This is a genomic window from Streptomyces sp. BHT-5-2 (assembly GCF_019774615.1).
Taxonomy (GTDB): Bacteria; Actinomycetota; Actinomycetes; order Streptomycetales; family Streptomycetaceae; genus Streptomyces.
This window is the reverse complement of record NZ_CP081496.1, coordinates 4,797,110-4,819,719: the sequence shown is the minus strand read 5'-3', so window position 1 is coordinate 4,819,719 and position 22,610 is coordinate 4,797,110. Positions and strand designations below refer to the sequence as shown.

Sequence of the window (22,610 nt, the reverse complement as noted above, 5' to 3'; positions counted from 1 at the left end):
CGCATCACCGGCGTACCGGGAAAGCGCAGGCCGGGCACGCCGTCGCCGAGCAGGACCGGCGCGACGGTGAGATACAGCCGGTCCAGCGCCCCGGCCCGCAGGAACCGCGAGACGGTGACCCCGCCGCCCTCGACCAGCAGACGGCCCAGGCCGCGCGCCGCCAGCGCGGTCCGCAGCCGCGCCGGGGCGAAGGCGTCCGGGCCGGGCGGCGCCAGCACCTCGACGCCGTCCCCGACGCGTTCGGTGGCCACGCCCGGGCCGACCACCCACAGCGTCGGCGCCGCACCGTCGGTGAACACCCGCCGGCTCCGCGGCACCCGCCCGCGCGGATCGAGCACCACCCGCACCGGGTCGGGCCCGGAGCAGGCGCGGACGGTCAGCCGGGGGTCGTCGGCCACCGCGGTCCCGGCGCCGACCAGCACCGCGTCCGCCAGCGCCCGCAGCCGGTGCAGATGGCGGCGGTCCGCCTCCCCGGTGACGTAGTCGGCGTCTCCGGTGCGGGTCGCGATGAAGCCGTCCAGGCTCTGTCCGAGCTGGGCGAACGCGAACCGGGGCCCGGCCAGGCACAGCGGCAGATACCGCTCGGTCAGCTCCGCGGCGGCTGGTGAGAGCGCCAGGGGCGCGCGTCCCCCGGGACGGTCCCGTCCGTCCGTGCCGTCCGTCGGCAGCCCGGCCGCCGCCGCGTCCGGCGCACCGCGGACTCCGAGCAGCAGTTCCCAGACCTCCGCCGCGGCCAGCGGTTCAGCCGCCGACACCGCACACCTCCGGGTACCCGTCGAACGCCTCGGCCAGCCCCGCCAGCAGCGCCCGGCCCTTCTCGGCCGTGGCCAGCGACGGCCGCCCGATCACCCCCGAGGCGGTGTAGGCGGCCATGCCCAGGGTGAGCAGATGCGGCCGTGGGCCGCCGTCGTGATCGGCCGAGGCATACCCGTCCCGGACCACGTCGGGACGGGTGTGCAGCAGGATCGAGGTCTCGGTCTCGCCGGCGTGCATGTCGTCGTGGGCGGAGGTCTCGATGCCGGCCCGTTCGCGCGCCGTGTCCCAGTCCGCCGGGCCGGGGAAGAGCGCCATCCGGATGCCGCCGTCCGCCGCGGACTCCTGGACGACGTTGCGCAGCACGTAGTTGCCGCCGTGGCCGTTGACCAGCACCAGCGCGCCGAGGCCGGCGCGGCGCAGCGACCCGGCGATGTCGGCCACCACCACGTGCAGGGTCCGGGCGGAGAGACTGACGGTGCCCGGCCAGCCGGCGTGCTCGTGGGAGCAGGAGAAGGTCAGCGGCGGCAGCAGCAGCACGTCGTGGCGCCCGGCGATCTCCTCGGCGACGGCGCAGGCGATCAGGGTGTCGGTGGTCAACGGCAGGTGGCCGCCGTGCTGTTCGAAGCTGCCGACGGGCAGCAGGGCCAGCGCGGGACGTCTGCGGCGGATGTCCTCGGTGGTGTCGGTCGGCAGTCCGTCGGGCGAACTCCGGTGTCCCGGCGCGGTCGTGGGCATCGGCGGCTCCGATTCGTCGGCAATCCGGCGCGAGAGGACGGGAGTCGGCGGATCCGCGAGGGCCGGGCCGGCCGCCGCGGGTCCGAACGCGGGTACGATCATGCCATGACGGACTCCGAGGGCGCGTCCGGCGCCGCTGACGAGGGCGTGCGACGGGTGGTGGAGGTCCGACTACCCACCACCTACGGGGAGTTCCGGGCGGTCGGCTATCTCGACCGCCGCACCGGCACCGAGCAGGTGGCCCTGGTCCAGGGGGATCCGGCGGGGGAGCGGGTGCTGACCCGGCTGCACTCGGAGTGCCTGACGGGCGAGGTCTTCGGCTCCACGCACTGCGAGTGCGGTGAGCAACTGGCCGCGTCGCTCCGGGCGATAGCCGAGGAGCGGCGCGGCGTCCTGGTCTACCTCCAGGGGCACGAGGGCCGTGGCATCGGGCTGCTGGCCAAGCTGCGGGCGATGCGTCTCCAGCAGGACGACGGCCTGGACACGGTGGACGCGAACCTCGCGCTCGGGCTACCGGTCGACGCCCGCGACTACGCCGGTGCGGCCGGGATGCTCCGCGACCTCGGCGTCCGCTCGGTACGACTGCTGTCGAACAATCCGCGCAAGGGCGAGGCGCTGGAGCGGTACGGCGTCCCGGTCGCCGCACGGCTGCCGCTGCTGGTGCCGCCCGGCGCGGAGAACCTCCGCTACCTCCGCGCCAAGCGGGAACGGCTGGACCACGACCTCCCGCATCTGGACGGCATCCCCGGCCGGCTCTGAGCGGCGACATCTTGATTGTCCGGATCGCGCCAAAATTTCCCGGCCAGGCATCTACACATAAAGGCGACATAAGCGCAAAATAAAGGTGCGCGGCTAATGCCACGCGACACGGCCCCGACTTGTGAGCGAAGGAGGCGAGTCGTATGGCCGACGTCTCACACCACAGAGGAGATCTCGCTGGTCACCCCGACGTTTCCGAGATGAGAGAGCGGTTCGAGCGGACGGTCGGCGGGCGTGATGTGGTGCTCGTCGACGGGCCGGTGTTTCTGGTCGGTCTGTACTGCGCGGTATCCGCGTGGATCGTGCACTTCAGCGCCTCGCAACCGGCGCTGACGACCCACAACCTCATCGTCGGCATCGCGATCGCCCTGCTGGCGGTCGGGTTCACCGCCACTCCGGAGCGCATGTACGGCCTGAGCGGCGCGATGTGCGCGATCGGCGTCTGGATGATCATTGCGCCCTGGGTCGTCGGGCGCGCCCCCGACGCGGGGGTCATCTGGAACAACGTCGTCATCGGCGCCCTGACGTTCCTGCTGGGCGCGCTGTGTGTCGCCGTGGCTTCGAGGAGCCGCCGTGTCACGTGAGACGCGCTCCCGCCGGGGCGTGTGAGAACCACCGGCCCGCCTGCCCTTCGGTTCCAGAACGACGGCAGGCGGGCCGGGCACGTCCGGCCGCGTACGGGCGGTTCCCGTCCGGCTACCGGTGGTGGTCGGACTCCCGGCCGGCCGGCCGGTTCGGCGTGACGAGCTGCCCGGCCACACCGGCCAGCACCAGCCCACCGGCCAGCACCAACCCGTGCGCCAGCGCCACTCCGGTGACCAGCACCGCGATCGCGGTGGCCAGTATCAGCCACACCGTCCAACGCCGGAACGGCGCCGCGGGGGCCGCCGGTATGGCAACCGGCGGGCAGGGGGCGGCATCGGGCGGGAACTCCTCCGCGAGCTCGCGGAGTCGGGGGTCGTCGTCGGGGGACAGGGAGCGTCCCTCCTCTCCCGGATGGTGCGGCCGATCGTGCGCGCGGACTGGCGGCACACACGCGTTGTTGTGCCCTTTGCGGCTGGCGCCTAATCGGTTCCCACGTAGCCGGCGTTTCCGCCGCAGGTTCGCCGCTTGCCTGTCGCGCCTGGCGGCGCGAGCCTCGTCGTACGTTGTCGGCCTTCCGGCCGTGGGGGGCTTGTCTGTTGCGCCTGCGGCGCGGTGCCCGCCTGACGGCGGGATTGCGGGTCCGCTGCGCGGGGCTGTTGGGTGCGGTGCCGGGCCTGCGGGGGTGGTGTGTCGGACTGCTGCGCTTTACGTCCGACACACCACCCCCTCCGGCCCGTCCCCTCCCGTTGGGGGTCATGAAGACGGTGGGTGGGGGCCGGCCTCAGTGGTCCGCTGACGGTCGCTTGTTGAGGGCTGAAGGTCAGTTGTTGAGGGACGGCCGCCCATCAGTCCAGAGCCCGCAGGAGCCCAGCAACCGTTGCCCCGTCTATGGGTTTTCATGACCACCCACGGGAGGGGACGGGTCGGAGGGGCAGGGGGTGTGTCCGGACGTAAAGCGCAGCAGTCCGGACACACCCCCTGCCCCGGAGGCCCGTCACCGCACCCAACAGCCCCGCGCAGCGGCAACACAACGCCCGCGAAGCGGGCCGGAACAGCCCCCGCGCAGCGGACCGGCAAGCCAAGCGCAACGGACGGTCACTCACGAGGGTGACCCCCCGCCGGGGTCATCGCTCTGGTCCCGGCGTCGTCCCTGGTCGCCGGGCTCCGTGCGGGGCACGGAAGGTGCACACTGGCCGGGTGGCGAGCAACATTCCCGAGGAGTCGACGAGCTTCGTCGGCCGGAGAGCCGAATTACGGCGACTGAGCAGCGAGTTGACACGGCACCGGCTGACCACCCTGACCGGTCCCGGTGGCGTGGGCAAGACCCGGATCGCGGTACGGGTCGCGCAGGCCGCCGCCGCGCGGTTCCCCGACGGCGTCCGCTGGGCCCCGCTGTGGCCCTTGCAGGGCGATCAGCTGCTGGTCGCCACCGTCTGCGACGCCGTGGGGCTGGCGGACCACTCGGCACGGACGCCGATGGACGCGCTCTGCGAATGGCTCGTCGACAAGCACCTGCTGCTGGTCCTGGACTCCTGCGAACATCTCGTCGCGGCCTGCCGCGACCTGGTCGGCGACCTGCTGACCGCCGCCCCGGGCCTCGGCGTTCTGGTCACCAGCCGTCAGCCGCTGGGCGTCGCCGGGGAGCGGGTCACCGAGGTCGGCCCGCTGCCCTGTACCGGCGACAACGACGCGCTGACGCTCTTCACCGAACGGGCCGGTGTCGCGGCCCCCGGCCTCCTGCTCACCGAGCCGGCCAACGCCCAGGCGGCCGACCTGATCTGCCGGCGCCTCGAAGGCATCCCGCTGGCCCTGGAGCTGGCCGGGGCCCAGCTGGCGCACCGTCCGCTCGACCAGGTCGCCGAGCGGCTCGGGTCCCGCCTCGACGCGCTGGACGGCACCGGCCTGCCCTGGACCGCGCGGCACCGCACCCTGCGCAACGCCATCGGCTGGAGCCACGAGCTGTGCGCACCGCTGGAGCGGCTGCTGTGGGCCCGGCTCTCGGTCTTCCGCGGCACCTTCGACACCGACTCGGCGGCCGCCGTCTGCGCCGACGGCCCGCTCTCCGCCGACGGGGTGCGCGCCGCGCTGGCCGGCCTGGCCGCCAAGTCCGTGCTCAGCCGGGAGGGGAGCCGCTTCCGGATGCTGGACACGCTGCGCGAGTACGGTCGGATGTGGCTGGCCGAACTCGACGAGGCGGCCATCGTCGCCGACCGGCACGCCGAGCACTTCGTCGGCCTCGGCCGCCGCGCCGAAGCCGGCTGGCTCGGCCCCGACCAGGTCACCTGGTACGGCCGGATCGCCGAGGCGTACGTCGACCTGTGCACCGCGCTGGACCACCTGCTGGGCAGTGCCCCGGGCCGCGCCCAGGAACTCTCCGCGGCCGTCGGCTTCTTCTGGTCCTGCTGCGGCCATCTGCACGAGGCCCGCGACTACCTGGAGCGCGCCCTGGCCGCCCAGGACGCCCCCGGCCCGGCCCAGACCCGGGCCCTGTGGGCGCTGGGCATCGCGGTGCTCCTCCAGGGCGAGCTGCACACCGCCGAGTCCCTGGGCCGGCAGTGCGCCCGCGCGGCCCGGGAGGACGGCGACCGGGACGCGCTGCTCGCCGCCGGCTACCTCATCGGCCTCACCCACCTGATGGCCGGCCGCCCGCTGACCGCCCACACCGTCGCCGGGCAGGTGCTCGGCCCGCCCCCGCAGGACCCGTTCGGCTCCGCGAGCCGGCTCCGCTGCCACCTCGTACGGCTCTTCGCGCTCACCGCCCTCGGCCGGCTCGACGAGGCGCGGCGCCAGGCCACCACGCTGCGGCACGGCTGCGTCCAGCGCGGCGAGTACTGGTCCCGCTCCTACACCGACTACCAGCTCGGCCTGATCTCCCTCTTCCAGGGCCGGCCGGAGGAGTCCGCGGAGCACGCCCGCGCCATGCTCGCCGCCAAGCGGCTGATCGGCGACAACTTCGGGATCGCGCTCGGCCTGGACCTGCTGGCCGCCGCGGTCGCCGCCCAGGGCAAGGGCGCCGCCGCGGCCCAGGTCTACGGCGGCGGCCAGGCCGTCTGGCGCACCGTCGGCCACCCGCAGCGCGGCACCCCCGAACTCCGCGCGGTGCGCGAGGAGGGCGAGCAGCGGGCCCGCGCGGTGCTCGGCGACGAGGCGTACGCCGCGGAGTTCGACCGGGCCGCAGAGCAGGACCCGGAGGTGCTGCTCGCCCGTATCCTCGCCGGGGAACTGTGACGACCGGTCCGGGCCGGACTCAGCCCTCCTCGCCGGCCAGCGCGTACAGCAGCTCGTAGGCGGTGGCGGCCAGTCGGCAGGTCCGGCCGCGTCGTGTGGCCAGCGCGACGAGCCCGGTCCCGGACGCCGGGTGGTAGCCGGCGAACGCCTGCTGGCCGAAGGTCGCCCCGACGTGGAAGAGCAGCGGACCGCGCGCCGCGGGGTGCTGGTACCACGTCAGGGTGTGGGTGTCGCGGTGCCGCAGGCCGCGCCGCAGCAGCGGGACCCGCACCATGCGCAGCGCCTCGGCCAGCGGAGCGTCGTCCGGGAAGAGGTGCGCCTCCAGGTAGGTGAGCAGGTCGTCGGGGGTGGCGCGGACCGCCCCGGAGGGGGCGAAGGCGCCCATGTCGGTGCTGCGGACGGGGGTGATGCCGTTGGTGCGGTGGCCGATGGCGTCGGTGCCGGTCGTGCCGGGCGCCAGGGTGGTGCCGGTCAGGCCGAGTGGCTTCAGCACCCGGGCGGTGAGGAGGTCGGCGTAGTCCGTGCCGGTGGTGTGGCCGATGGCCGTGCCGAGCAGCGCCGGGCCGAAGTTGGAGTAGTGCCAGCGGGTGCCGGGCCGGTGCCGGGGCCGGGTCCGGGCGAAGGTGGCCAGCAGCCGCTCGGTGTCGTAGCCGGCGTAGCTGTTCTCGTACGGCCGGACCAGCGCGCCGAACAGCATGTCGGTGGGGACGCGCGGCAGGCCGGAGGTGTGGGTGGCCAGGTGGCGCAGGGTGATCCGGCCCGAGCGGGGGTGGCGCAGCGGCAGCCGCGGCAGCCGGGCGGTGAGCGGGTCGTCCAGGGACAGCGTCCCGTCGACGACGAGGTCCGCCAGCAGCAGCATGGTGAACGTCTTGGACAGCGAGCCGAGTTCGTAGCGCAGCGCGGGGCGCGGGGTGGGTGGGGCCAGCGCGGTGCCGCCGTCGGCCACCGTGCGGTGGCGCTGGCGGGTGACGGCCAGCACGACGTCCGGCGCGTCGATGCGGTTCACGGCTTCCGCGAGCCGGTCCGCGAGCGCCGGCCCGCCCGGTGCGGTCCGCATCAGCCGGCGTCCGCGCTCAGCGCGCGGGAGGTGGCCATCGCCGAGGCGAACGCGGCGACCAGTGTGGGGTGGTGTACGAGGTCGAAGACGATGTCCGGGTCGCCCTCGGGCATCCCGCGCTGGACGGGCATCGCGCCGGAGGCGTCCTGGGCGGCGGCGAACCGCTCCCACATCCGGGCGTCCAGGGCGGGGCGCGGCAGGCAGGCGTCCACGACCAGGAACTCGCCGATCAGGTCCCAGTGTTCGAGGTCGGCCCAGTCGTCCAGCCAGGCCGGCAGATAGCGGGTGAGGTAGTCGGCGATGTCCGGCGGCATCCGGTCGGGGGCCTCGCCCCAGTTGGTGATGTGGAAGACGGTGTGGGTGATCTCGTAGGCGATGTGCAGCTGGACCGTCCAGGGCTCGGGCATCCGGCCCAGCCAGGTGCGGGCCAGGGCCTGGTCGAAGTCGGAACTGGGCGCCAGCCCGAGCCGGCGTTCGGCGTTGAGCACGCCGAGCCGCCGGTAGGGCGCCATCTCCAGGGCCGTCCAGGTGGCCGTCTGCCGGGCGACGGCCAGTGCCGCCTCCAGGCCGGGGTGGCGGTGGCCGAGTTCGTGGAACGGCGCGTAGATCTCCAGGGGCACCGGGGAGTGCGGCTCGTCGTGCTGGTGCTCGGCCAGGAGGTTGCCGCCGTCGAGCAGTTCCCGCCAGGCGAAGTCGAGCAGGGAGCCGGCCCGGGTGCGCTGCCGGGAGCCGGCCACGCCCTCCCGGAACAGCACCTGCATGTTGATCGCCAACTCGCCGACGGGCTTGAGCCGTTCGATCCTCGCGCGGCCGGTGGTGCGGTCCTCGGGGGTCAGCCGGAAGTGCTCGCGGTGCGCGTCGAGCCAGCTCAGGGCCCGGTCGCCAATCCGGTGCAGCACTGCCGGGGAGGCCGGCGGGGCCTGGGACGCAGCCGTCACGGTCACAGCGCAGCCTCGCTTTCGCAGGGGGCCGGGCCGGTCACCGCCACCGCGTCCCCGGCCGCCGCCGGGCCGGCCCCGGCCTCGTCCGAGGCGGTACGGGCGAGGGTGGCGGCGAACGCGGACACCAGGGTGGAGTGGTAGCAGGCCCGGAAGTCCTCGGTGGGGTCGGTGGGCCGGGGCACGGTACCGGTCTCGGGCAGGCCGCCGTCGGCGCCCTGTGCGGCGGCCAGTCGTCGCCAGGCGGCCGCGTGGTAGGGGGCCGCGGGGAGGATGGCAGCGACGGCGAGCAACTCGCCGACCAGGTCCCACAGTTGCTCGTCCAGCCAGTTCTCCAGCCAGGAGGGGAGCCAGAGCCGCAGATATCCCGCGGTCTCGGGGGCCAGTCGCCGGCGGTCGTGGCCCCAGTCGGTGAGATGGAGGACGTCGTGCGTGACGCCGTACGCCGCCCGGACGTCCAGTGCCCAGGGCTCCGTCAGCATCCCCAGTCCGGTCTGGGCGAACTTCTCGTCGAAGTCGTCGTGTTGGGCCAGTCCGATCCGGCGTTCGGCGTTGAGCACTGCCAGGGTGCGGGTGTGGTCCTCGCGGGCCACCCGCCAGCCGCGCAGTCCGGTGGTGGTCGGCACCAGTTCCTCGACGACCGGGTGCCGTAGTCCGGCCCGGGCGAAGGCCCCGTAGATCTCCACCGGGTAGGTGGCGTACGGCTCGCCGCGGATCAACTCGGCGAAGAGCTCGCCCTCGCGGGTCTCCTGCCAGGCGAAGGCGAACAGCTCCGCCGCCGCGTCCCGCAGGTCGGCGCGCGGGTGCCGGGTGGCGATCTGTCCGCTCAACTCGGCCAGTTCGCCCAGGGGTTTGAGGGTGTGGTTGGGGTCGGCGTCGGTGGTGACGTCCGGCGGCAGGCGGAAGAAGTCCCGCTGCTCCGTCAGCCAGTCCAGGCTGCCGCCGGCCACCCGGTCCAGCAGCTCCGGGTCGCCCCGGCCGGCGGTCACCAGCCCCGCCCGAAGAACCGCTGGGCGGCCACCACGTGCAGGGTCACGCGTGGGTCGGTGCCGCCCATCTGCCGTACGAACGCCAGCCCGGCGTCCAGCCCCAGGGTGGGCGGCACGTCGGGGAGTCGGGCCAGCCAGCGGCCCACCCCGGCGGCCTGGAGCCAGTCCCGGCGGCGCACCGCCCGGACGAAGCCGCGGGCCAAGTCGTCGGTCCGCGCGGCCAGTTGCTCCTCCACTTCGGATGCCAGGCCGGGCAGGGCCAGCGCCGCGAGCTGGGAGATCCGGTGCGCGAGCCGCGGCCAGGGGGCGGTGTCGATCCACTCCGCGCCGGCCTCGGGGGGCCGTGGCCAGGGCTGGGTTCCGGAGGGGAGGTAGGCGTGCGTGGCCTCGACCAGCCCGCGGTAGCTCCATGCCGATACTTCGGAAGCGTCCGCGCCCGGCGGGAAGCTCGCCAAGGTCTGCCGCACCACTGCCTCGTCGTCCGCGCCCACCGGCACCGCCCGGTGCTCCAGTGCGTACGGCGCGAGTGCGTCGGCGCCCAGGACCCGGACCGCGGCCGGGGCGAGCGGATCGCCCTGGCGCAGGATCCGGGAGAGCGCATAGGGGTCGCCCCCGCCCTGGAGGGCGAGGGCGACACCGGTTGCGGCATCGGCGATCACAGCGCTGAGCGAGACAGCTCCCTGCGTCTGTTCAGCCAACACGGTTCCTCTCAGCGGGCGCCGGACTTGGGGCGCGGAGTGGGGGGCGAGAACAGCAGTGCTCCGAGCAGCAGCACCGCACCACCGCATTCGCGGCTGTCGCGGTAGATGCCGTCGGGCTCGGCGGGGCTGAGGAGCCCCTCGACCTCGGAGGCCAGGGCAGCGGTCTCGACCGGCGCTGTGGGATCCGTAACCATGTGATCAACTCCTTCGATGAGCGGGGACACCAGGCTGACATTCGGCATAAACGGTCGCAATCCAGATGATGACGGTGTGTGACTGGGGTGCCGGTGGCTGCGCCGCGTCACCATGCCGACCGATGATCATGGGGTCGGCAACTCTCATTTCCCACAAGGGAGTTGGCGGTATCCGAAGTGCGGGAAACGGCGCTTCGCCGGCGCCGCGTGCCGCTCGCGCAGGCCCTGAAGCCCCCGTTCCGCACTGCTCTGATCGGTGGGTTTTCGGCGGTGGATCACCAACTCCGCGCCCAGCGCCGCTCCTCGGCCCCGTGCGATGCGGCGGAGCCGCCAAGGCACCTGCCGGAAGCCCGGCCAGGCACCCCGGACCGGCCCGACTGGTGGGGCAACCTCACCTTCGCCGCCGGACTCGTCGCCGTGCCGTGCCCTGCCGGGATCACCTACGGCATCCAGCCCTGTGCCGGGCACACCGGGGGGGGGCTGGACCAGCCGCGCGGTGTGGGGCGCGGACCTTCGCCACCGGCGGGATGGTCCTGGCCGCCGCCCCGCCGCGGACCCACCCCGCCGCCCCGCCGCCCCGGCCCCGCCGCCCGGCGCGCCAGCCTGATCAGCCTGAACGACGCAGGCCAGGCGCTGCTGGACGCCGTACGGCAGGAGACCGCCGGCGTCCTCGCCGAGGGGCTCGGCCGGCTCGCCCCCGCCCGGCGGCGGCTGCTGGCCCGCGCCCCGCCGGCGCTGGAGGAGCTGGCCGAGGCCCTGGGGCAGCGCCCGGCCCCCGGCCCGAACGGGCGGGGCGGCCCCCCCGGCCGCCGGCCCGGCAACGGCCGGCGGTGAAGCCGGGCCGGCACCCCCGGCCGCCGGCCCGCCCGACAAGATCGATCTCGCCGGGACGTCCTGTACCGCGCCGCGCCGCGCCCGTAGAGTGCCGACGTGCCCTCGTACAGCATTGGCCAGGCAGCTCGGCTGCTGGGCGTGAGTTCCGAGACCGTCCGCCGCTGGGCCGACGGCGGGCAGTTGCGGATGGACCGGGACGGAGCGGGCAACCGCGTGATCGACGGGGTGAGCCTGGCCGGGTTCGCCAAGGAACGGGCCCTGGGGCAGCATCCGGTGCCCGGCGAGATCCGCACCTCGGTCCGGAACGCCTTCGCCGGGATCGTCACGGCGGTCACTCTCGACGACGTGATCGCCCAGGTCGAGATCCAGTCGGGGCCGCACCGGGTGGTGTCGGTGGTCAGCCGGGAGGCCGTCGAGGACCTGGGGATCGAGGTCGGTGTCGAGGCCACCGCCCGGGTCAAGTCCACGCATGTGCATGTGGACCGGCCGGCCGGGCGCGGCTGACGCCGTCCCGCGCGGCAGTCGTCAGCGGCACAACAGCGCCGCGTGCAGATCCAGTTTGTGGTCGAGCCGGGACAGGTCGCGGCCGGTGAGCGTCTCGATCCGCTGGATGCGGTAGTGCACGGTGTTGACGTGCAGATGCAGGATCTCCGCCGTCCGCGCCCAGGACCCGTGCTGGGCGAGGAAGACCTCCAGCGTCTCCATCAGCATCCGGTGCGAGGCGCTGCCACCGCGCGCCAGCGGCCCCAGCACCCGGCTGCTGAACGCCTCCCGCACCTCGGCGGGCACCCCGGAGAGCAGCGCGCCCAGCGTGGCCAGCTCGTCGACGGAGGTCACCCCGGCGCCATCGGGGGCGGCCGAACGGGCCGCGGCCAGGGCGTAACGAGCCTGGCGCAGCGCCGAGTCGAGGTCTCCGGCGGTGGCCGCGGGGCCGCTCACCCCGGCATGCAGCGGCGCCTGCGGACGGCACTCGTGCAGCGCCGGCCATATCGCGTCCAGGGGCCGCGGGTCCGCCTTCCCGGCGCCGGCGGCGATCACCGCGGCGGGCCGGCCGCCGGGCAGCAGCCCGGCCGCGAACGGCTCGTCGGGGGAGTGCCGCAGCGCCTCGGCCAGCGCCCGGACCGCCTGGTCGGGCTCCGCGTCCTCCAGCGCGGCGACCACCACGCGGAACGGGCCGTCCGCGGGCAGCCCGCAGGCGTGCAGTGCCGCGTCGAGTGCCGGCCGCTCGGCGGCGTCCCCGGCGACCAGCGTCAGCAGCGCGTCCGCCGCCCGCCGCGCGGCCGCCTCCCGGGCGGTGCCGTGGTGCCGGTACTGGGCGAGGACCTCGGCGATCTCGTGCAGCACCCGCGGCGGTGCGTCGTCCGCGCCGCGCAGATGCAGGAACCACGCGTCGTACGGCCCCTGTTCGCCCTCGATCCGCAGTGTCGTGCCGACGCCGGCGGCCATGTCCCGCCGCGCCTGACTGCTCGTCATATCCGGCGCGGCGGGGGTGCGGGCGACCATCCGGCCGGTGGCGGTCAGCAGATGGCAGGCCGGGCCGCCCAGGTGCGCGAACGCCCGGTCCAGCAGGGCGTCCGGCGCGGCGCCCTCGGCGAGCAGACCGGCGAGTTCGGTGCGGACGTTCTCCGGCAGTGCGTAGTGCCCGGCGGGCCGGCGGCTGAGGTCTCCCCAGCGGCGCAGGTACACCGCCTCGGTGATGGCCCGGAAAGTGGTGTGCGCGGGCACCGCGAGCAGGGCGACCCGGTGCGCGCGGCAGGACTCGACCAGGACCTGTGGCACCGTCCCGTGGGTCTCCTCCCCGGCCAGCAGTGCCGACGCGCCCGCGTCCGCCAGCGCCGCCACGAAGCGGTCCACCTTCTCCCGGTCGTCCCCTGGCGCCCACCACACCAGTCCGCTCAGCACCAGCTCTCCCGGCTGGAGGAAGCGGGCCGGGTCCTCCAGGTCGGTGGCGGTGACGCCGCTGACCTCCTGGGCGAGCAGCGGGTCCTCGCCCCACAGGACGGTCAGGTCGAGCGCGGCGAGCTGGAGAAGATCGTGGACGTGCATGTGGTGGCTCCTTGGACGGCTGCCGAGCGCGTACCCCGGCATCTCACATTCACCAGGCGAATGCGGGTCCAGGCATCGTAAATGCCAGCCGCTCACATCGATATCCCTCTTGGTTGATCATCCAGTTCCGGGCTCCGGCGTTGGTGTGTTTTCCGTGCCGCGCACCAGTCGTGCACCGGGGCGCCGCGTTGCTTCACTCGGCGGCATGGACCTGAACACCGTGCTGGAGGTGCGCGACGCCCGGCAGCACGCCCCCTGGCGCACCGGTGACGCCTGGCTGGGCGGCGGCACCTACCTCTTCTCCGAGCCGCAACCGCGCCTGCGCCGCCTGGTGGACCTGAGCCGGATGGGCTGGAAGCCGGTCGGGCAACTCCCGGACGGCTCCCTGGAGATCGCCGCCACCTGCACCATCGCCCAGCTCTCCCGCTTCGCCGCCGCCTTCCCCGCCCCGGCGGCCCCTCTCTTCGAGCGGTGCTGCCGCGCCTTCCTGGCCTCGTTCAAGATCTGGAACATGGCGACCGTCGGCGGCAACCTCTGCAACGGGCTGCCGGCCGGCCCGATGATCTCGCTCACCGCCGCCCTGGACGGCAGCTGTCTGCTCCAGGCCCAGGACGGCTCCCGGCGCCGGGTCGCGGTCGCCGACTTCATCACCGGCGCCGGCCGCAAGGACCTCGGCGAGGGCGAGCTCCTCCGCTCGGTCACCCTGCCCGCCCGCGCGCTCACCTGCCGCACCGCCTTCCGCCAGGTCTCCCTCTACGGGCTCGGCCGCTCCGGCGCCCTGGTCATCGGCGCCCTCGACCCCCTGGACGGCTCGCTGGCCGTCACCGTCACCGCCGCCACCGTGCGCCCCTTCCGTCTCTGGTTCCCCACCCCGCCCGGCGCCGCCGCGCTGCGCGCCACCCTCGACGACGCCGTCACCGACGCCGAGTGGTTCGACGACATCCATGGCCTGCCCGCCTGGCGGCGCCACATGGCGCTCCGCCTCGCCGAGGAGGTCCGCGCCGAACTCACCACCCGCCCGCCGTCCCCCAGGGAGGTCCTCCGATGAGCTACGCCGTCCACGTCAACGGCCGGGACTTCGACGCCGAACCGCGCCCCGGCCAGTGCCTGCGCACCTATCTGCGGGACCGCGGCTGGTTCGGGGTGAAGAAGGGCTGCGACGCCGGGGACTGCGGCGCCTGCACCGTCCATGTCGACGGCGAGCCCGTCCACAGCTGCCTCTACCCGGCCGTCCGCGCCGCCGGCCGCCGGGTCACCACCGTCGAGGGACTGGCCGAGCCGGACGGTGAACTCCACCCCGTCCAGCGGAAGTTCCTCGATGCCCAGGGCTTCCAGTGCGGCTTCTGCACCGCCGGCTTCCTGATGACCACCGCCACCCTGGACTCCGATCAACTCAGCGATCTGCCAAGGGCGTTGAAGGGCAACCTCTGCCGCTGCACCGGCTACCGGGCCATCGAGGACGCGATCCGCGGCGTCACCCACGTCGAGGAGCCGCGCCCGGGGGAGTCCGTCGGCCGCAACCTCGGCGCCCCCGCCGGCCCGCAGGTGGTCACCGGCACCGCCCGCTACACCTTCGACATCGAGGTCGAGGGACTGCTGCACATGAAGCTGCTGCGTTCCCCGCACCCGCACGCCCGGATCGTCTCGATCGACACCGCCGACGCGCTGCGCGTCCCCGGCGTCCGCCTCGTCCTCACCCACCACGACGCTCCCGAGCGGCTGTTCTCCTCCGCCCGCCACGAGCACCCCACGGAGGACCCCGACGACACCCGCGTCCTGGACGACGTGGTCCGCTTCGTCGGGCAACGGGTGGCCGCCGTGGTCGCCGACACCGAGGGCGCCGCCGAGGAGGGCTGCCGCCGGATCGCGGTGGAGTACGAGGTGCTGCCGCACGTCCTCGACCCGGAGGAGGCGATGCGGCCCGGCGCGCCCGTCCTCCACGCCAAGGACCCCGGCACCGCCCGGATCTCCCGCCCGGACGACAACGTCGTCGGCGAGGTGCACGGCGAGATCGGCAGCGTGGCCCAGGGCTTCGCCGAGGCCGACGTGGTCTACGAGGAGACCTTCCGCACCCAGCGGGTGCAGCACGCCAGCCTGGAGACGCACGGCGCGCTCGCCTACTTCGAGGAGCCCGGGGACGGCGCCGGCGAGCGGCTGGTGGTCCGCTCCAGCACCCAGGTCCCCTTCCTGACCAGGCGCGCCCTGTGCGCCCTCTACGACCTGCCGGAGGACGGGGTCCGGGTGGTCGCGGGCCGGGTCGGCGGCGGCTTCGGCGGCAAGCAGGAGATGCTCACCGAGGACATCGTGGTGCTCGCCGCGATGCGGCTGCACCGGCCGGTGAAGCTGGAGTTCACCCGCGCCGAGCAGTTCTTCGGCGCCACCACCCGGCACCCCTTCACCATCGGCATCAAGGCCGGCGCGAAACGGGACGGCACCCTGACGGCCCTTCAACTGAGGGTGATCGCCAACACCGGCGCGTACGGCAACCACGGCCCGGCGGTGATGTTCCACAGCGTCGGCGAGTCGATGGCCGTCTACCGCGCGCCCCACAAGAAGGTCGACGCCCACTCCGTCTACACCAACTGCGTTCCCGCCGGGGCGTTCCGCGGCTACGGGTTGGGCCAGGTCACCTTCGCCGTGGAGTCGGCCATGGACGAACTGGCCCGTCGGCTGGGCCTCGATCCGCTGGTCTTCCGGGAGCGCAACATCATCGGCCCCGGAGAGCACATGATCAGCCCCGGCGGCGAGGAGGAGGACCTGCAGATCGCCAGCTACGGCCTGGACCAGTGCCTCCAGGTCGTGCGCGACGCGATCGCCGGGGACCGCGACGACCCGGACGTCCCCGAGGGCTGGCTGATCGGCCAGGGCACCGCCATGTCGATGATCGCCACCGGCCCGCCCGGCGGCCACTACGCCGACGCCACGGTGTCCCTGCTGGACGACGGCACCTACGACATCGCCGTCGGCACCGCGGAGTTCGGCAACGGCACCACCACCGTCCACAAGCAGATCACCGCCGGCGCACTGGGTACCACCGCCGACCGGATCGCCGTCCGGCAGTCCGACACCGACGTCGTCCGGCACGACACCGGCGCCTTCGGCTCGGCCGGCACCGTCGTGGCCGGCAAGGCCGTGATGCGGGCGGCCAACGGCCTGGCGGAGAAGGTCCTTTCGTTCGCCGCCGAATACGCCCGCACTCCGCGGAGCCGGTGCCGGCTGCTGGCGGACGCGGTGGAGTGCGCGGACCGGACGGTTCCGCTCAAGGAGCTGCACCAGGCCGCCCGCGAGCGCGACGTGGAGCTGGCGGCCGCCGGGCACTGGGGCGGCTCACCGCGGTCGGTGGCCTTCAACGCCCAGTGGTTCAAGATCGCCGTCGATCCGGACACCGGCGAGATCCGGATCCTGCGCAGCGTCCACTCGGCCGACGCCGGCAGGGTCATGAACCCCATGCAGTGCCGCGGCCAGGTCGAGGGCGGGGTCGCCCAGGCCCTCGGCGCCACCCTCTTCGAACAGGTCCTGGTCGACGAGCGCGGCGCGGTCCTCACCCCCGCCTTCCGCCGCTACCGGCTGCCCGCCTACGCCGACGTCCCGCGCACCGAGGTCCACTTCACGGAGACCTCGGACGCCATCGGGCCGCTGGGCGCGAAGTCGATGAGCGAGAGCCCGTTCAACCCCGTCGCCCCCGCCTTCGGCAACGCGCTGCGCGACGCCACCGGGGTCCGCTTCACCGAAGTGCCGTTCCTGCGGGACAAGGTGTGGCTGGCCCTGGCGGAACACCGTGCGGCGGGCGGCGAGGAGGGCCGGCCGGCCCGGGCACACCCCTCCCGCGAGGGCTCGGTCTGAGGCCGGCCGGGAACGCCCACGGGGCCGGCAGGTCCGGGGCCGCACCGGGGGCGGCCTCGGACCTGCGGTCCTCCTGGCCCCATTTGCCTCACTTACGCAAGGGGAACATCCGCAGTCGGATGGCATATGTGATTGAGTCATGCATCGCCGGGGCATCACTGGGACGCAGCCTCCGCATGGATCGTCTCCAGGGGGACACCGATGAGCCGACTCAGCCCGTCCCGCCCCGCCGCCGTCCGCGGCCCGTCCGAGGCCGCCCCGCCCGCCGCCCGGCGCTTCCGGATCAGCGGGCAGCTGCACCGCCCGCTCGTGCTGACCGTCGCCGACCTGCGGACGCGCTGGCCGCAGCGGCACGCCCCGGTCGTCTTCGACTGCGCCACCAACGGGCCGCAGCACCACACCTTCGACGGCCCGCTGCTGCGGGACGTCCTGGACGCGGCGGGCCCCGCCTTCGACGCCCGGCGGCGCAAGGACCGCTCCCGCTTCCTGCTGACGGTCACCGGCGGGGACGGCCACCACACCGTGCTGTCCTGGGCGGAGATCGACGCCGACTTCGGCAACGCCCCGATCCTGCTGGCCACGGCCATGGACGACCGGCCGCTGGACGCCATGGGTAGCCAGCTCGTGGTGCCGTCCGACCGCTGCGGCGCGCGGTACATCAGCGCCATCACGGGTATCTGGGTGGGTACGTGCCCGGCACCGGGGGAGCGGTAGCCGGGGACGGGGCCCGTCGCCCCGGCCGGTCCGGGACGCGTCCTGCCGGATGCCGCGCGGGGCCGGGCCACCCGGCTTTCCGCTGGCCGGAATTCGCCGTTGTCCCATCCTCCAAGTGGCCTTGCATCTGCCATGGAGGAAAGCCAAAAGGATTGTAAATGCGAGACAACACCTCATATCTTGTCGCACATGCAGTCCTACACAATCGGCCAGGCGGCCCGTCTGCTGGGCGTGAGCCCGGACACCGCCCGCCGCTGGGCGGACGCCGGACGGGTCGCGACCCATCGCGACGAGAGCGGCCGTCGCCTGATCGACGGCCGGGACCTCGCCGCCTTCTCCGTCGAGGTGGGCCAGGCCCCCGGCGGTGAGGACGACGACACCTACACCTCCGTCCGCAACGCCTTCCCGGGCATCGTCACCGCCGTCACCCTCGGCGACGTCGCCGCCCAGGTCGAGATCCAGGCCGGCCCGCACCGCCTGGTGTCCCTCCTCACCCGAGAAGCGGTCGAGGAACTCGGGCTGGAGGTCGGCATGCAGGCCGTCGCACGGGTGAAATCCACCAGCGTGCACATCGACCGCACCTGACCCCCCGCGACATCCCCGGCGGTCCGCTCCACGTCCCTCGGACCGGCAGCCCACCCAGCGGCGTCGCCCTTCCCCGGCTCCCGAACGTCCTCGACGAGCAGGGGAGACCCCACTCGGCGCGGCTTTGTCCCCATCCGCTCGGGCGACCGCATCGCCCCGCGTTCCAAGGAGTCCCGCACCATGTCCCCGTTCCTCACCGGGCGCCGCGCCGCCGCCGCGATCGTCACCGCCGCCCTCCTCGTCCCGCTCGCCGCCTGCTCCGGCGGCAGCGGCGACAGCGCCAAGAAGGACGGCGGCGCGTCCGGCGGCACCACCAAGCTCACCGTGCTCGCCGCCGCCTCGCTCACCGACGTCCTCCAGAAGGCCGGCGCCGTGTACGAGAAGGAGCACCCGGGCACCAAGGTCGCCTTCTCCTTCGCCGGCTCCCAGGAGCTCGCCGCCCAGGTCAAGCAGGGCGCCCCCGCCGACGCCCTGGTCACCGCCGACACCAAGACCATGGACGGACTCAAAGCGGACACCGGTGCCCCCACCGTCATCGCCAAGAACCGCCTGGTCATCGCCACCGGCAAGGGCAACCCCAAGAAGGTCGGCGCCCTGAAGGACCTCGCGAACAGCAAGTTGAAGGTGGTGCTGGCCGCCCCCGACGTGCCGGTCGGCCGCTACGGCAAGAAGGTCCTGGACGCCCAGAAGCTGACCGTCAAGCCGGTCTCCCAGGAGCCCAACGTCCGCGCCGTCCTGAGCAAGGTGGAACTCGGCGAGGCGGACGCCGGCATCGTCTACAAGACGGACGCCGCCACCGCGCCCAAGAAGGTCGACGCCATCGACATCCCGGACGCCCAGAACGCCGTCGCCTCCTACCCGGCGGCGACCCTGAAGTCCTCCCAGCACTCGGCCGCGGCCGCCGCGTTCGTGAAGTGGCTGAGCACGCCCGAGGCGCAGAAGCTCCTCCAGGAGGCCGGTTTCCAGAAGCCGTGACGATCCGCGGGGCGGGGCCCGTCCGGCTCGGGGGAGCGGGCAGCCCCCGCCCCGCTGCCGTACCCGCCGCCCGGCTCGTACCCGCCGCCCGCCCCGATCCCAGGACACCCGATGAGCCGCCCCAGCACCCCCGCCGCGGCGCCGGCCCCCCGGCGCCGCGCACCCGGCGCCCGCACCCCGGCCGCCCTGGCCGTCCCCGCACTGCTCGCCGTCGCGTTCCTGCTGATGCCGCTGCTCGGCATCCTCGCCCGCACCGGCTGGAGCGACCTCGGCACCCATCTGACCAGCCCCGGAGTGCTCCAGGCGCTCCGGCTGTCGCTGCTGGTGTCGTGCTGGGCGCTGGGCCTGTCGGTGCTGCTCGGCGTCCCGCTGGCCTGGCTGCTGGCCCGGGTCGACTTCCCCGGCAAGGTGCTCGTCCGCTCGCTGGTGCTGCTCCCGATGGTGCTGCCGCCGACCGTCGGCGGTGTCGCCCTGCTGCTCGGCTTCGGCCGCCGCGGACTCCTCGGCCCCTGGCTGGAGGACACCTTCGGCATCGTCCTGCCGTTCCACACCTCCGGCGCGGTGCTGGCGGCGACCTTCGTCGCGATGCCCTTCCTCGTCATCAGCCTGGAGGGCACCCTCGCCGGTCTCCGGCCCAGCTACGAGGAGACCGCCGCCTCCCTCGGCGCCTCGCCGGTACGGGTCTTCTGCACCGTCACCCTGCCCCTGGTCGCCCCCGGACTGGCCGCCGGTGCCGCGCTGACCTGGGCCCGCGCGCTCGGCGAGTTCGGCGCCACGATCACCTTCGCCGGCAACCTCCCCGGCACCACCCAGACCCTGCCGCTCCAGGTCTATCTGCTGCTCCAGGACTCCCCGGAGGCCGCCACCTCCGTCTCCCTGCTGCTGCTCGCCATCGCCCTGGCCGTACTGGTGTGTCTGCGCGGGCGGTGGACGGGCGGGCCCGCGGACCGCACCGCCCGTGCCGCCCGCGGCGGGCTCACCACCGACGCGACGGCCGACAGCGCCGGGACCGGCGCGGCCGACGGCGCCGCATTCCCCGAAGACGGTCACTCGCAGCCCCTCGCACCCGACCCGTCCGCCGGCGGGCGCTGGCCGCTGGACGCCGAGGTCACCGGCTTCACCGAACTCACCCTCCGGGCCGAGCCGGGCACCACCATCGCCGTCGTCGGCCCCAACGGCGCCGGCAAGACCACCCTGCTGCGCGCCCTGCTCGGGCTCACCCCGCGGGCCCGCGCCGTGCTGCGCCTGGGGGAGAGCGACGCCACCGCGCTGCCCCCGCACCGCCGGGGCGTCGCCTGGGTCCCGCAGGACGGGGCACTCTTCCCGCACCTGACGGCGCTGGCCAACACCGCCTACGGGCTGCGCGCCCAGGGCGTCCGGCGCGCCGAGGCCCGGCGCACCGCCCAGCAGTGGCTCGACCGGCTCGGCGTCGGCGCGCTCGCCCACCGCCGGCCCGCCCAGCTCTCCGGCGGCCAGGCCCAACGCGTCGCCCTGGCCCGCGCGCTCGCCGCCCGGCCGCGGCTGCTGCTGCTCGACGAACCGCTGGCCGCGCTCGACCAGACCACCCGGGCACACGTCCGGCACACCCTGCGCAGCCATCTCGCCGGCTTCGGCGGGGTCTGCCTGATCGTCACCCACGACCCCGTCGAGGCGGTCTCGCTCGCCGACCGGGTCCTCGTCCTCGACGGCGGCCGTGCGCTCCAGGACGCCCCGCCCGCCGACGTCACCCGCCATCCGCGCTCGCCCTGGGTGGCCCGGATGCTCGGCCGCAACGCCTGGCCGGGCACCGCGGCCGGCGACGGGCTGGCGCTCACCGGGGGCGGGCACCTGGTCGCCGCCGAACCGCTTCCCGACGGCACCGCGGCGCTGGCCGTGATCGCCCCCGAGGCGGTCTCGGTGCACGTCGAGAAGCCCGCGGGCAGTCCGCGCAACGTCTGGGCCGGGACCGTACGGGAGATCACCGCCGCCGGCAGCCGGCTGCGGGTCCTCGTCACCTCGCCCGAGGCGCCCGACCTCGTCGCCGAGATCACCCCGGCGGCGGCCCTGGACCTCGGGCTCGCCGACGGCGCCGCCGTCTGGACCAGCGTCAAGGCCACCGAGGTGGCACTGGTGGCGATCTGACGGAGCGTCGGGTCAGGTCGGATGTCGGTACGCGCCAGGCCGGGACGGCGTCGTCCCCGGCCGGGCGCGCGGGCCGGGGACGACGGCGTCACGAGACCGGTTCGACCGCCCGGCTCCGGCTGCGGCGGTGCTGCTCGGCCCAGTTCGCCAGGGCCGCCTGGCAGGCGTGGTCCATATGCCGCAGCCCGCTCAGGTCGAGCTCCACGTCCCGGTCCGCGGGCAGCGTCTCCAACTGGTCGAGGAGCTTGGGCAGTCGCAGGAAGGTGGCATTGCCGACCGCACGCACCTGCACCGGACCCGGCACGCTGGGCACGTGGATCTCCAGATGCGCCTGGGAGGTCTCCCAGGCGGTCTTGGCGACGGCCAGCAGCAGACCGATCAGCACGCCCTCGAACATGTTCACCGTCACGATGGCCAGCGCGGTCACACACAGCACCACCGCCTCACCGCGATGCGACCGCCACAGCGGCCGCAGCTCCCGCAGCGGTATCAGCTTCCAGCCCGCGTGCACCAGTACACCGGCCAGCGCCGCGACCGGCACCACACCGAGCGCCGCCGGGAACGCCGCCGCGAACAGCAGCAGCCACACCCCGTGCAGCACCCGGGACGCCTTGCTCCGCGCCCCCGCCTGGACGTTGGCGGCACTGCGCACGATCACCGCCGTCATCGGCAGCGCGCCCAGCGCCCCGCACAGCGCGTTGCCGGCACCCTGTGCCATCAGCTCCCGGTCGTAGTCGGTGCGCGGCCCGTCGTGCAGCCGGTCGACCGCCGCCGCGCTGAACAGCGACTCGGCCGACGCGATCAGCGCGAACGCCAACACCGTGCCCAGCGCGCCGAGTTCGGTCAGCCGGCCGATGTCGGCGAACCCGGGCGGCTGGATCGCGTCCAGCAGGCCGCTGACCCGGACCCGGGCCACCGGCAGATCCAGCACCCCGACCGTGACGGTGGCCAGCGCGACCGCCGCCAACGGGGCCGGCAGCACCCGCGCCGCGGGTCGCCACCGGGGCCACAGCACCAGGACGGCGACGGTGCCGGCGCCGATGGCGAGCGCCGTCAGCGCGGTACCGGAGCGAGCGGTGTCCAGCACCAGCGGCGGCAGCGCCCCGATGTTGGCCAGTCCGCTGCCCGGCGCCTTGGCGTCCGCCAGCGCGTAGAGCTGCCCCGTGATCAGGACCAGCCCGATGCCCGCCAGCATGCCCTGCACCACCGCGACCGAGATGGCCCGGAACCAGCGTCCCAACTTGAGTGCACCCATGGCCAGTTGGAACAGTCCGGCGGCCAGGACCAGGGCGCCCAGCGCGCCCAGTCCGTACTCCTTGACCGCTTCGAAGACCAGCACCGTCAGACCGGCGGCGGGGCCGCTGACCTGGAGGCTGCTGCCGGGCAGCAGCCCGGTGACCAGCCCGCCGACGATGCCGGTGACCAGGCCCAGTTCGGCCGGCACACCGGAGGCCACCGCCACGCCCACGCACAGCGGGACGGCTACCAGGAAGACGACGAGGGAGGCGGTGAAGTCCGCCCGGAGGAAAGGAAAACGCTTCATCACGTAC

The 22,610-nt window shown here is 74.3% G+C and carries 20 protein-coding genes and 1 pseudogene; 11 read left to right on the top strand and 10 right to left on the bottom strand.

Translation table 11 applies throughout. From position 1 onward, the window contains the following. Positions 1-95: 95 nt before the first annotated feature. Together K2224_RS21395 and K2224_RS21390 are read right to left on the bottom strand one after the other, a co-directional pair. Positions 96-755, bottom strand: a pseudogene (locus K2224_RS21395) (RibD family protein); the annotation flags it as partial. Continuing rightward, the gene (locus K2224_RS21390) at positions 742-1,491 is read right to left on the bottom strand and encodes a creatininase family protein (protein ID WP_221908128.1); all 750 of its coding nucleotides are present in this window, start codon (positions 1,489-1,491) and stop codon (positions 742-744) included. The pseudogene K2224_RS21395 and the gene K2224_RS21390, both read right to left, overlap by 14 nt. Before the next feature lie 105 nt (positions 1,492-1,596). Between K2224_RS21390 and ribA the strand changes: the two genes are divergently transcribed. Then, positions 1,597-2,250 (top strand): GTP cyclohydrolase II, encoded by a 654-nt coding sequence (gene ribA, locus K2224_RS21385; RefSeq protein WP_221908127.1) that lies wholly within the window; start codon positions 1,597-1,599, stop codon positions 2,248-2,250. Between the two features lie 143 nt (positions 2,251-2,393). After that, on the top strand, positions 2,394-2,834 hold the full coding sequence (locus K2224_RS21380; protein ID WP_221908126.1) for an SPW repeat protein: 441 nt from the start codon (positions 2,394-2,396) through the stop codon (positions 2,832-2,834). Between the two features lie 112 nt (positions 2,835-2,946). Here the strand turns inward: K2224_RS21380 and K2224_RS21375 are convergent, their stop codons facing one another. Next, complete coding sequence (locus K2224_RS21375) at positions 2,947-3,282, bottom strand: hypothetical protein (RefSeq protein WP_221908125.1); 336 nt, start codon at positions 3,280-3,282, stop codon at positions 2,947-2,949. Positions 3,283-4,032: 750 nt separating this feature from the next. On the opposite strand from K2224_RS21375, the gene K2224_RS21370 reads away from it, so the two are divergent. Next, positions 4,033-6,063 carry an NB-ARC domain-containing protein gene (locus K2224_RS21370; protein WP_221908124.1) on the top strand — a complete coding sequence of 677 codons (2,031 nt, stop codon included), beginning with the start codon at positions 4,033-4,035 and terminating at the stop codon, positions 6,061-6,063. A 19-nt stretch (positions 6,064-6,082) separates the two neighbouring features. Here the strand turns inward: K2224_RS21370 and K2224_RS21365 are convergent, their stop codons facing one another. From K2224_RS21365 to K2224_RS21345, 5 genes are read right to left on the bottom strand one after another with little or no spacing between them, the layout of a single operon-like run. Continuing rightward, positions 6,083-7,120: a serine hydrolase gene (locus K2224_RS21365; RefSeq protein ID WP_221908123.1), complete on the bottom strand. Its 1,038-nt coding sequence runs from the start codon at positions 7,118-7,120 to the stop codon at positions 6,083-6,085. Then, positions 7,120-8,064, bottom strand: coding sequence for a DUF6895 family protein (locus K2224_RS21360; protein WP_221908122.1), 945 nt, complete (start codon positions 8,062-8,064; stop codon positions 7,120-7,122). The genes K2224_RS21365 and K2224_RS21360 overlap by 1 nt, the downstream gene beginning before the upstream one ends. After that, entirely contained in the window at positions 8,061-9,047 is a 987-nt protein-coding gene (locus K2224_RS21355; RefSeq protein WP_221908121.1) for a DUF6895 family protein, read from the bottom strand. The genes K2224_RS21360 and K2224_RS21355 overlap by 4 nt, the downstream gene beginning before the upstream one ends. Beyond that, entirely contained in the window at positions 9,044-9,706 is a 663-nt protein-coding gene (locus tag K2224_RS21350) for a hypothetical protein (protein WP_221909858.1), read from the bottom strand. The genes K2224_RS21355 and K2224_RS21350 overlap by 4 nt, the downstream gene beginning before the upstream one ends. 50 nt (positions 9,707-9,756) lie before the next feature. Beyond that, complete coding sequence (locus K2224_RS21345; protein ID WP_221908120.1) at positions 9,757-9,942, bottom strand: hypothetical protein; 186 nt, start codon at positions 9,940-9,942, stop codon at positions 9,757-9,759. A 270-nt stretch (positions 9,943-10,212) separates the two neighbouring features. On the opposite strand from K2224_RS21345, the gene K2224_RS21340 reads away from it, so the two are divergent. Both K2224_RS21340 and K2224_RS21335 read left to right on the top strand, forming a co-directional pair. After that, on the top strand, positions 10,213-10,776 hold the full coding sequence (locus tag K2224_RS21340) for a hypothetical protein (protein WP_221909980.1): 564 nt from the start codon (positions 10,213-10,215) through the stop codon (positions 10,774-10,776). Between the two features lie 96 nt (positions 10,777-10,872). Then, positions 10,873-11,280: a molybdopterin-binding protein gene (locus K2224_RS21335; protein WP_221908119.1), complete on the top strand. Its 408-nt coding sequence runs from the start codon at positions 10,873-10,875 to the stop codon at positions 11,278-11,280. 21 nt (positions 11,281-11,301) lie between these two features. On the opposite strand, the gene K2224_RS21330 is transcribed toward K2224_RS21335, so the two are convergent. Beyond that, a complete protein-coding gene (locus tag K2224_RS21330; protein ID WP_221908118.1) occupies positions 11,302-12,822 on the bottom strand; it encodes a PucR family transcriptional regulator in 1,521 nt (506 codons plus the stop codon). Between the two features lie 205 nt (positions 12,823-13,027). On the opposite strand from K2224_RS21330, the gene K2224_RS21325 reads away from it, so the two are divergent. The 6 genes from K2224_RS21325 (at position 13,028) to K2224_RS21300 (ending at position 21,060) form a co-directional block, all read left to right on the top strand. Further along, positions 13,028-13,870: a xanthine dehydrogenase family protein subunit M gene (locus tag K2224_RS21325; RefSeq protein ID WP_221908117.1), complete on the top strand. Its 843-nt coding sequence runs from the start codon at positions 13,028-13,030 to the stop codon at positions 13,868-13,870. Beyond that, positions 13,867-16,665 carry a molybdopterin-dependent oxidoreductase gene (locus K2224_RS21320; RefSeq protein WP_221908116.1) on the top strand — a complete coding sequence of 933 codons (2,799 nt, stop codon included), beginning with the start codon at positions 13,867-13,869 and terminating at the stop codon, positions 16,663-16,665. Before K2224_RS21325 ends, K2224_RS21320 begins: the two co-directional genes overlap by 4 nt. A gap of 201 nt (positions 16,666-16,866) precedes the next feature. Beyond that, positions 16,867-17,379 (top strand): molybdopterin-dependent oxidoreductase, encoded by a 513-nt coding sequence (locus tag K2224_RS21315; protein ID WP_221908115.1) that lies wholly within the window; start codon positions 16,867-16,869, stop codon positions 17,377-17,379. A 189-nt stretch (positions 17,380-17,568) separates the two neighbouring features. Then, on the top strand, positions 17,569-17,964 hold the full coding sequence (locus K2224_RS21310; RefSeq protein WP_221908114.1) for a molybdopterin-binding protein: 396 nt from the start codon (positions 17,569-17,571) through the stop codon (positions 17,962-17,964). A gap of 180 nt (positions 17,965-18,144) precedes the next feature. Then, the gene (gene modA, locus K2224_RS21305) at positions 18,145-18,939 is read left to right on the top strand and encodes a molybdate ABC transporter substrate-binding protein (protein WP_221908113.1); all 795 of its coding nucleotides are present in this window, start codon (positions 18,145-18,147) and stop codon (positions 18,937-18,939) included. A 111-nt stretch (positions 18,940-19,050) separates the two neighbouring features. Continuing rightward, positions 19,051-21,060, top strand: coding sequence for an ABC transporter permease (locus K2224_RS21300; protein ID WP_221908112.1), 2,010 nt, complete (start codon positions 19,051-19,053; stop codon positions 21,058-21,060). An 88-nt stretch (positions 21,061-21,148) separates the two neighbouring features. Here the strand turns inward: K2224_RS21300 and K2224_RS21295 are convergent, their stop codons facing one another. Then, positions 21,149-22,603: a SulP family inorganic anion transporter gene (locus K2224_RS21295; protein ID WP_221908111.1), complete on the bottom strand. Its 1,455-nt coding sequence runs from the start codon at positions 22,601-22,603 to the stop codon at positions 21,149-21,151. Positions 22,604-22,610 lie beyond the last annotated feature (7 nt).

Excerpts from the sequence above, each read along its gene's own strand:
- K2224_RS21365 (WP_221908123.1), bottom strand. The coding sequence starts at position 7,120 with ATGCGGACCGCACCGGGCGGGCCGGCGCTCGCGGACCGGCTCGCGGAA.
- K2224_RS21390 (WP_221908128.1), bottom strand. The coding sequence starts at position 1,491 with ATGCCCACGACCGCGCCGGGACACCGGAGTTCGCCCGACGGACTGCCG.
- K2224_RS21330 (WP_221908118.1), bottom strand. The coding sequence starts at position 12,822 with ATGCACGTCCACGATCTTCTCCAGCTCGCCGCGCTCGACCTGACCGTC.
- K2224_RS21325 (WP_221908117.1), top strand. The coding sequence starts at position 13,028 with ATGGACCTGAACACCGTGCTGGAGGTGCGCGACGCCCGGCAGCACGCC.
- K2224_RS21315 (WP_221908115.1), top strand. The coding sequence starts at position 16,867 with ATGAGCCGACTCAGCCCGTCCCGCCCCGCCGCCGTCCGCGGCCCGTCC.
- K2224_RS21345 (WP_221908120.1), bottom strand. The coding sequence starts at position 9,942 with ATGGTTACGGATCCCACAGCGCCGGTCGAGACCGCTGCCCTGGCCTCC.
- modA (WP_221908113.1), top strand. The coding sequence starts at position 18,145 with ATGTCCCCGTTCCTCACCGGGCGCCGCGCCGCCGCCGCGATCGTCACC.
- K2224_RS21300 (WP_221908112.1), top strand. The coding sequence starts at position 19,051 with ATGAGCCGCCCCAGCACCCCCGCCGCGGCGCCGGCCCCCCGGCGCCGC.
- K2224_RS21295 (WP_221908111.1), bottom strand. The coding sequence starts at position 22,603 with ATGAAGCGTTTTCCTTTCCTCCGGGCGGACTTCACCGCCTCCCTCGTC.
- K2224_RS21320 (WP_221908116.1), top strand. The coding sequence starts at position 13,867 with ATGAGCTACGCCGTCCACGTCAACGGCCGGGACTTCGACGCCGAACCG.
- K2224_RS21380 (WP_221908126.1), top strand. The coding sequence starts at position 2,394 with ATGGCCGACGTCTCACACCACAGAGGAGATCTCGCTGGTCACCCCGAC.
- K2224_RS21310 (WP_221908114.1), top strand. The coding sequence starts at position 17,569 with ATGCAGTCCTACACAATCGGCCAGGCGGCCCGTCTGCTGGGCGTGAGC.
- ribA (WP_221908127.1), top strand. The coding sequence starts at position 1,597 with ATGACGGACTCCGAGGGCGCGTCCGGCGCCGCTGACGAGGGCGTGCGA.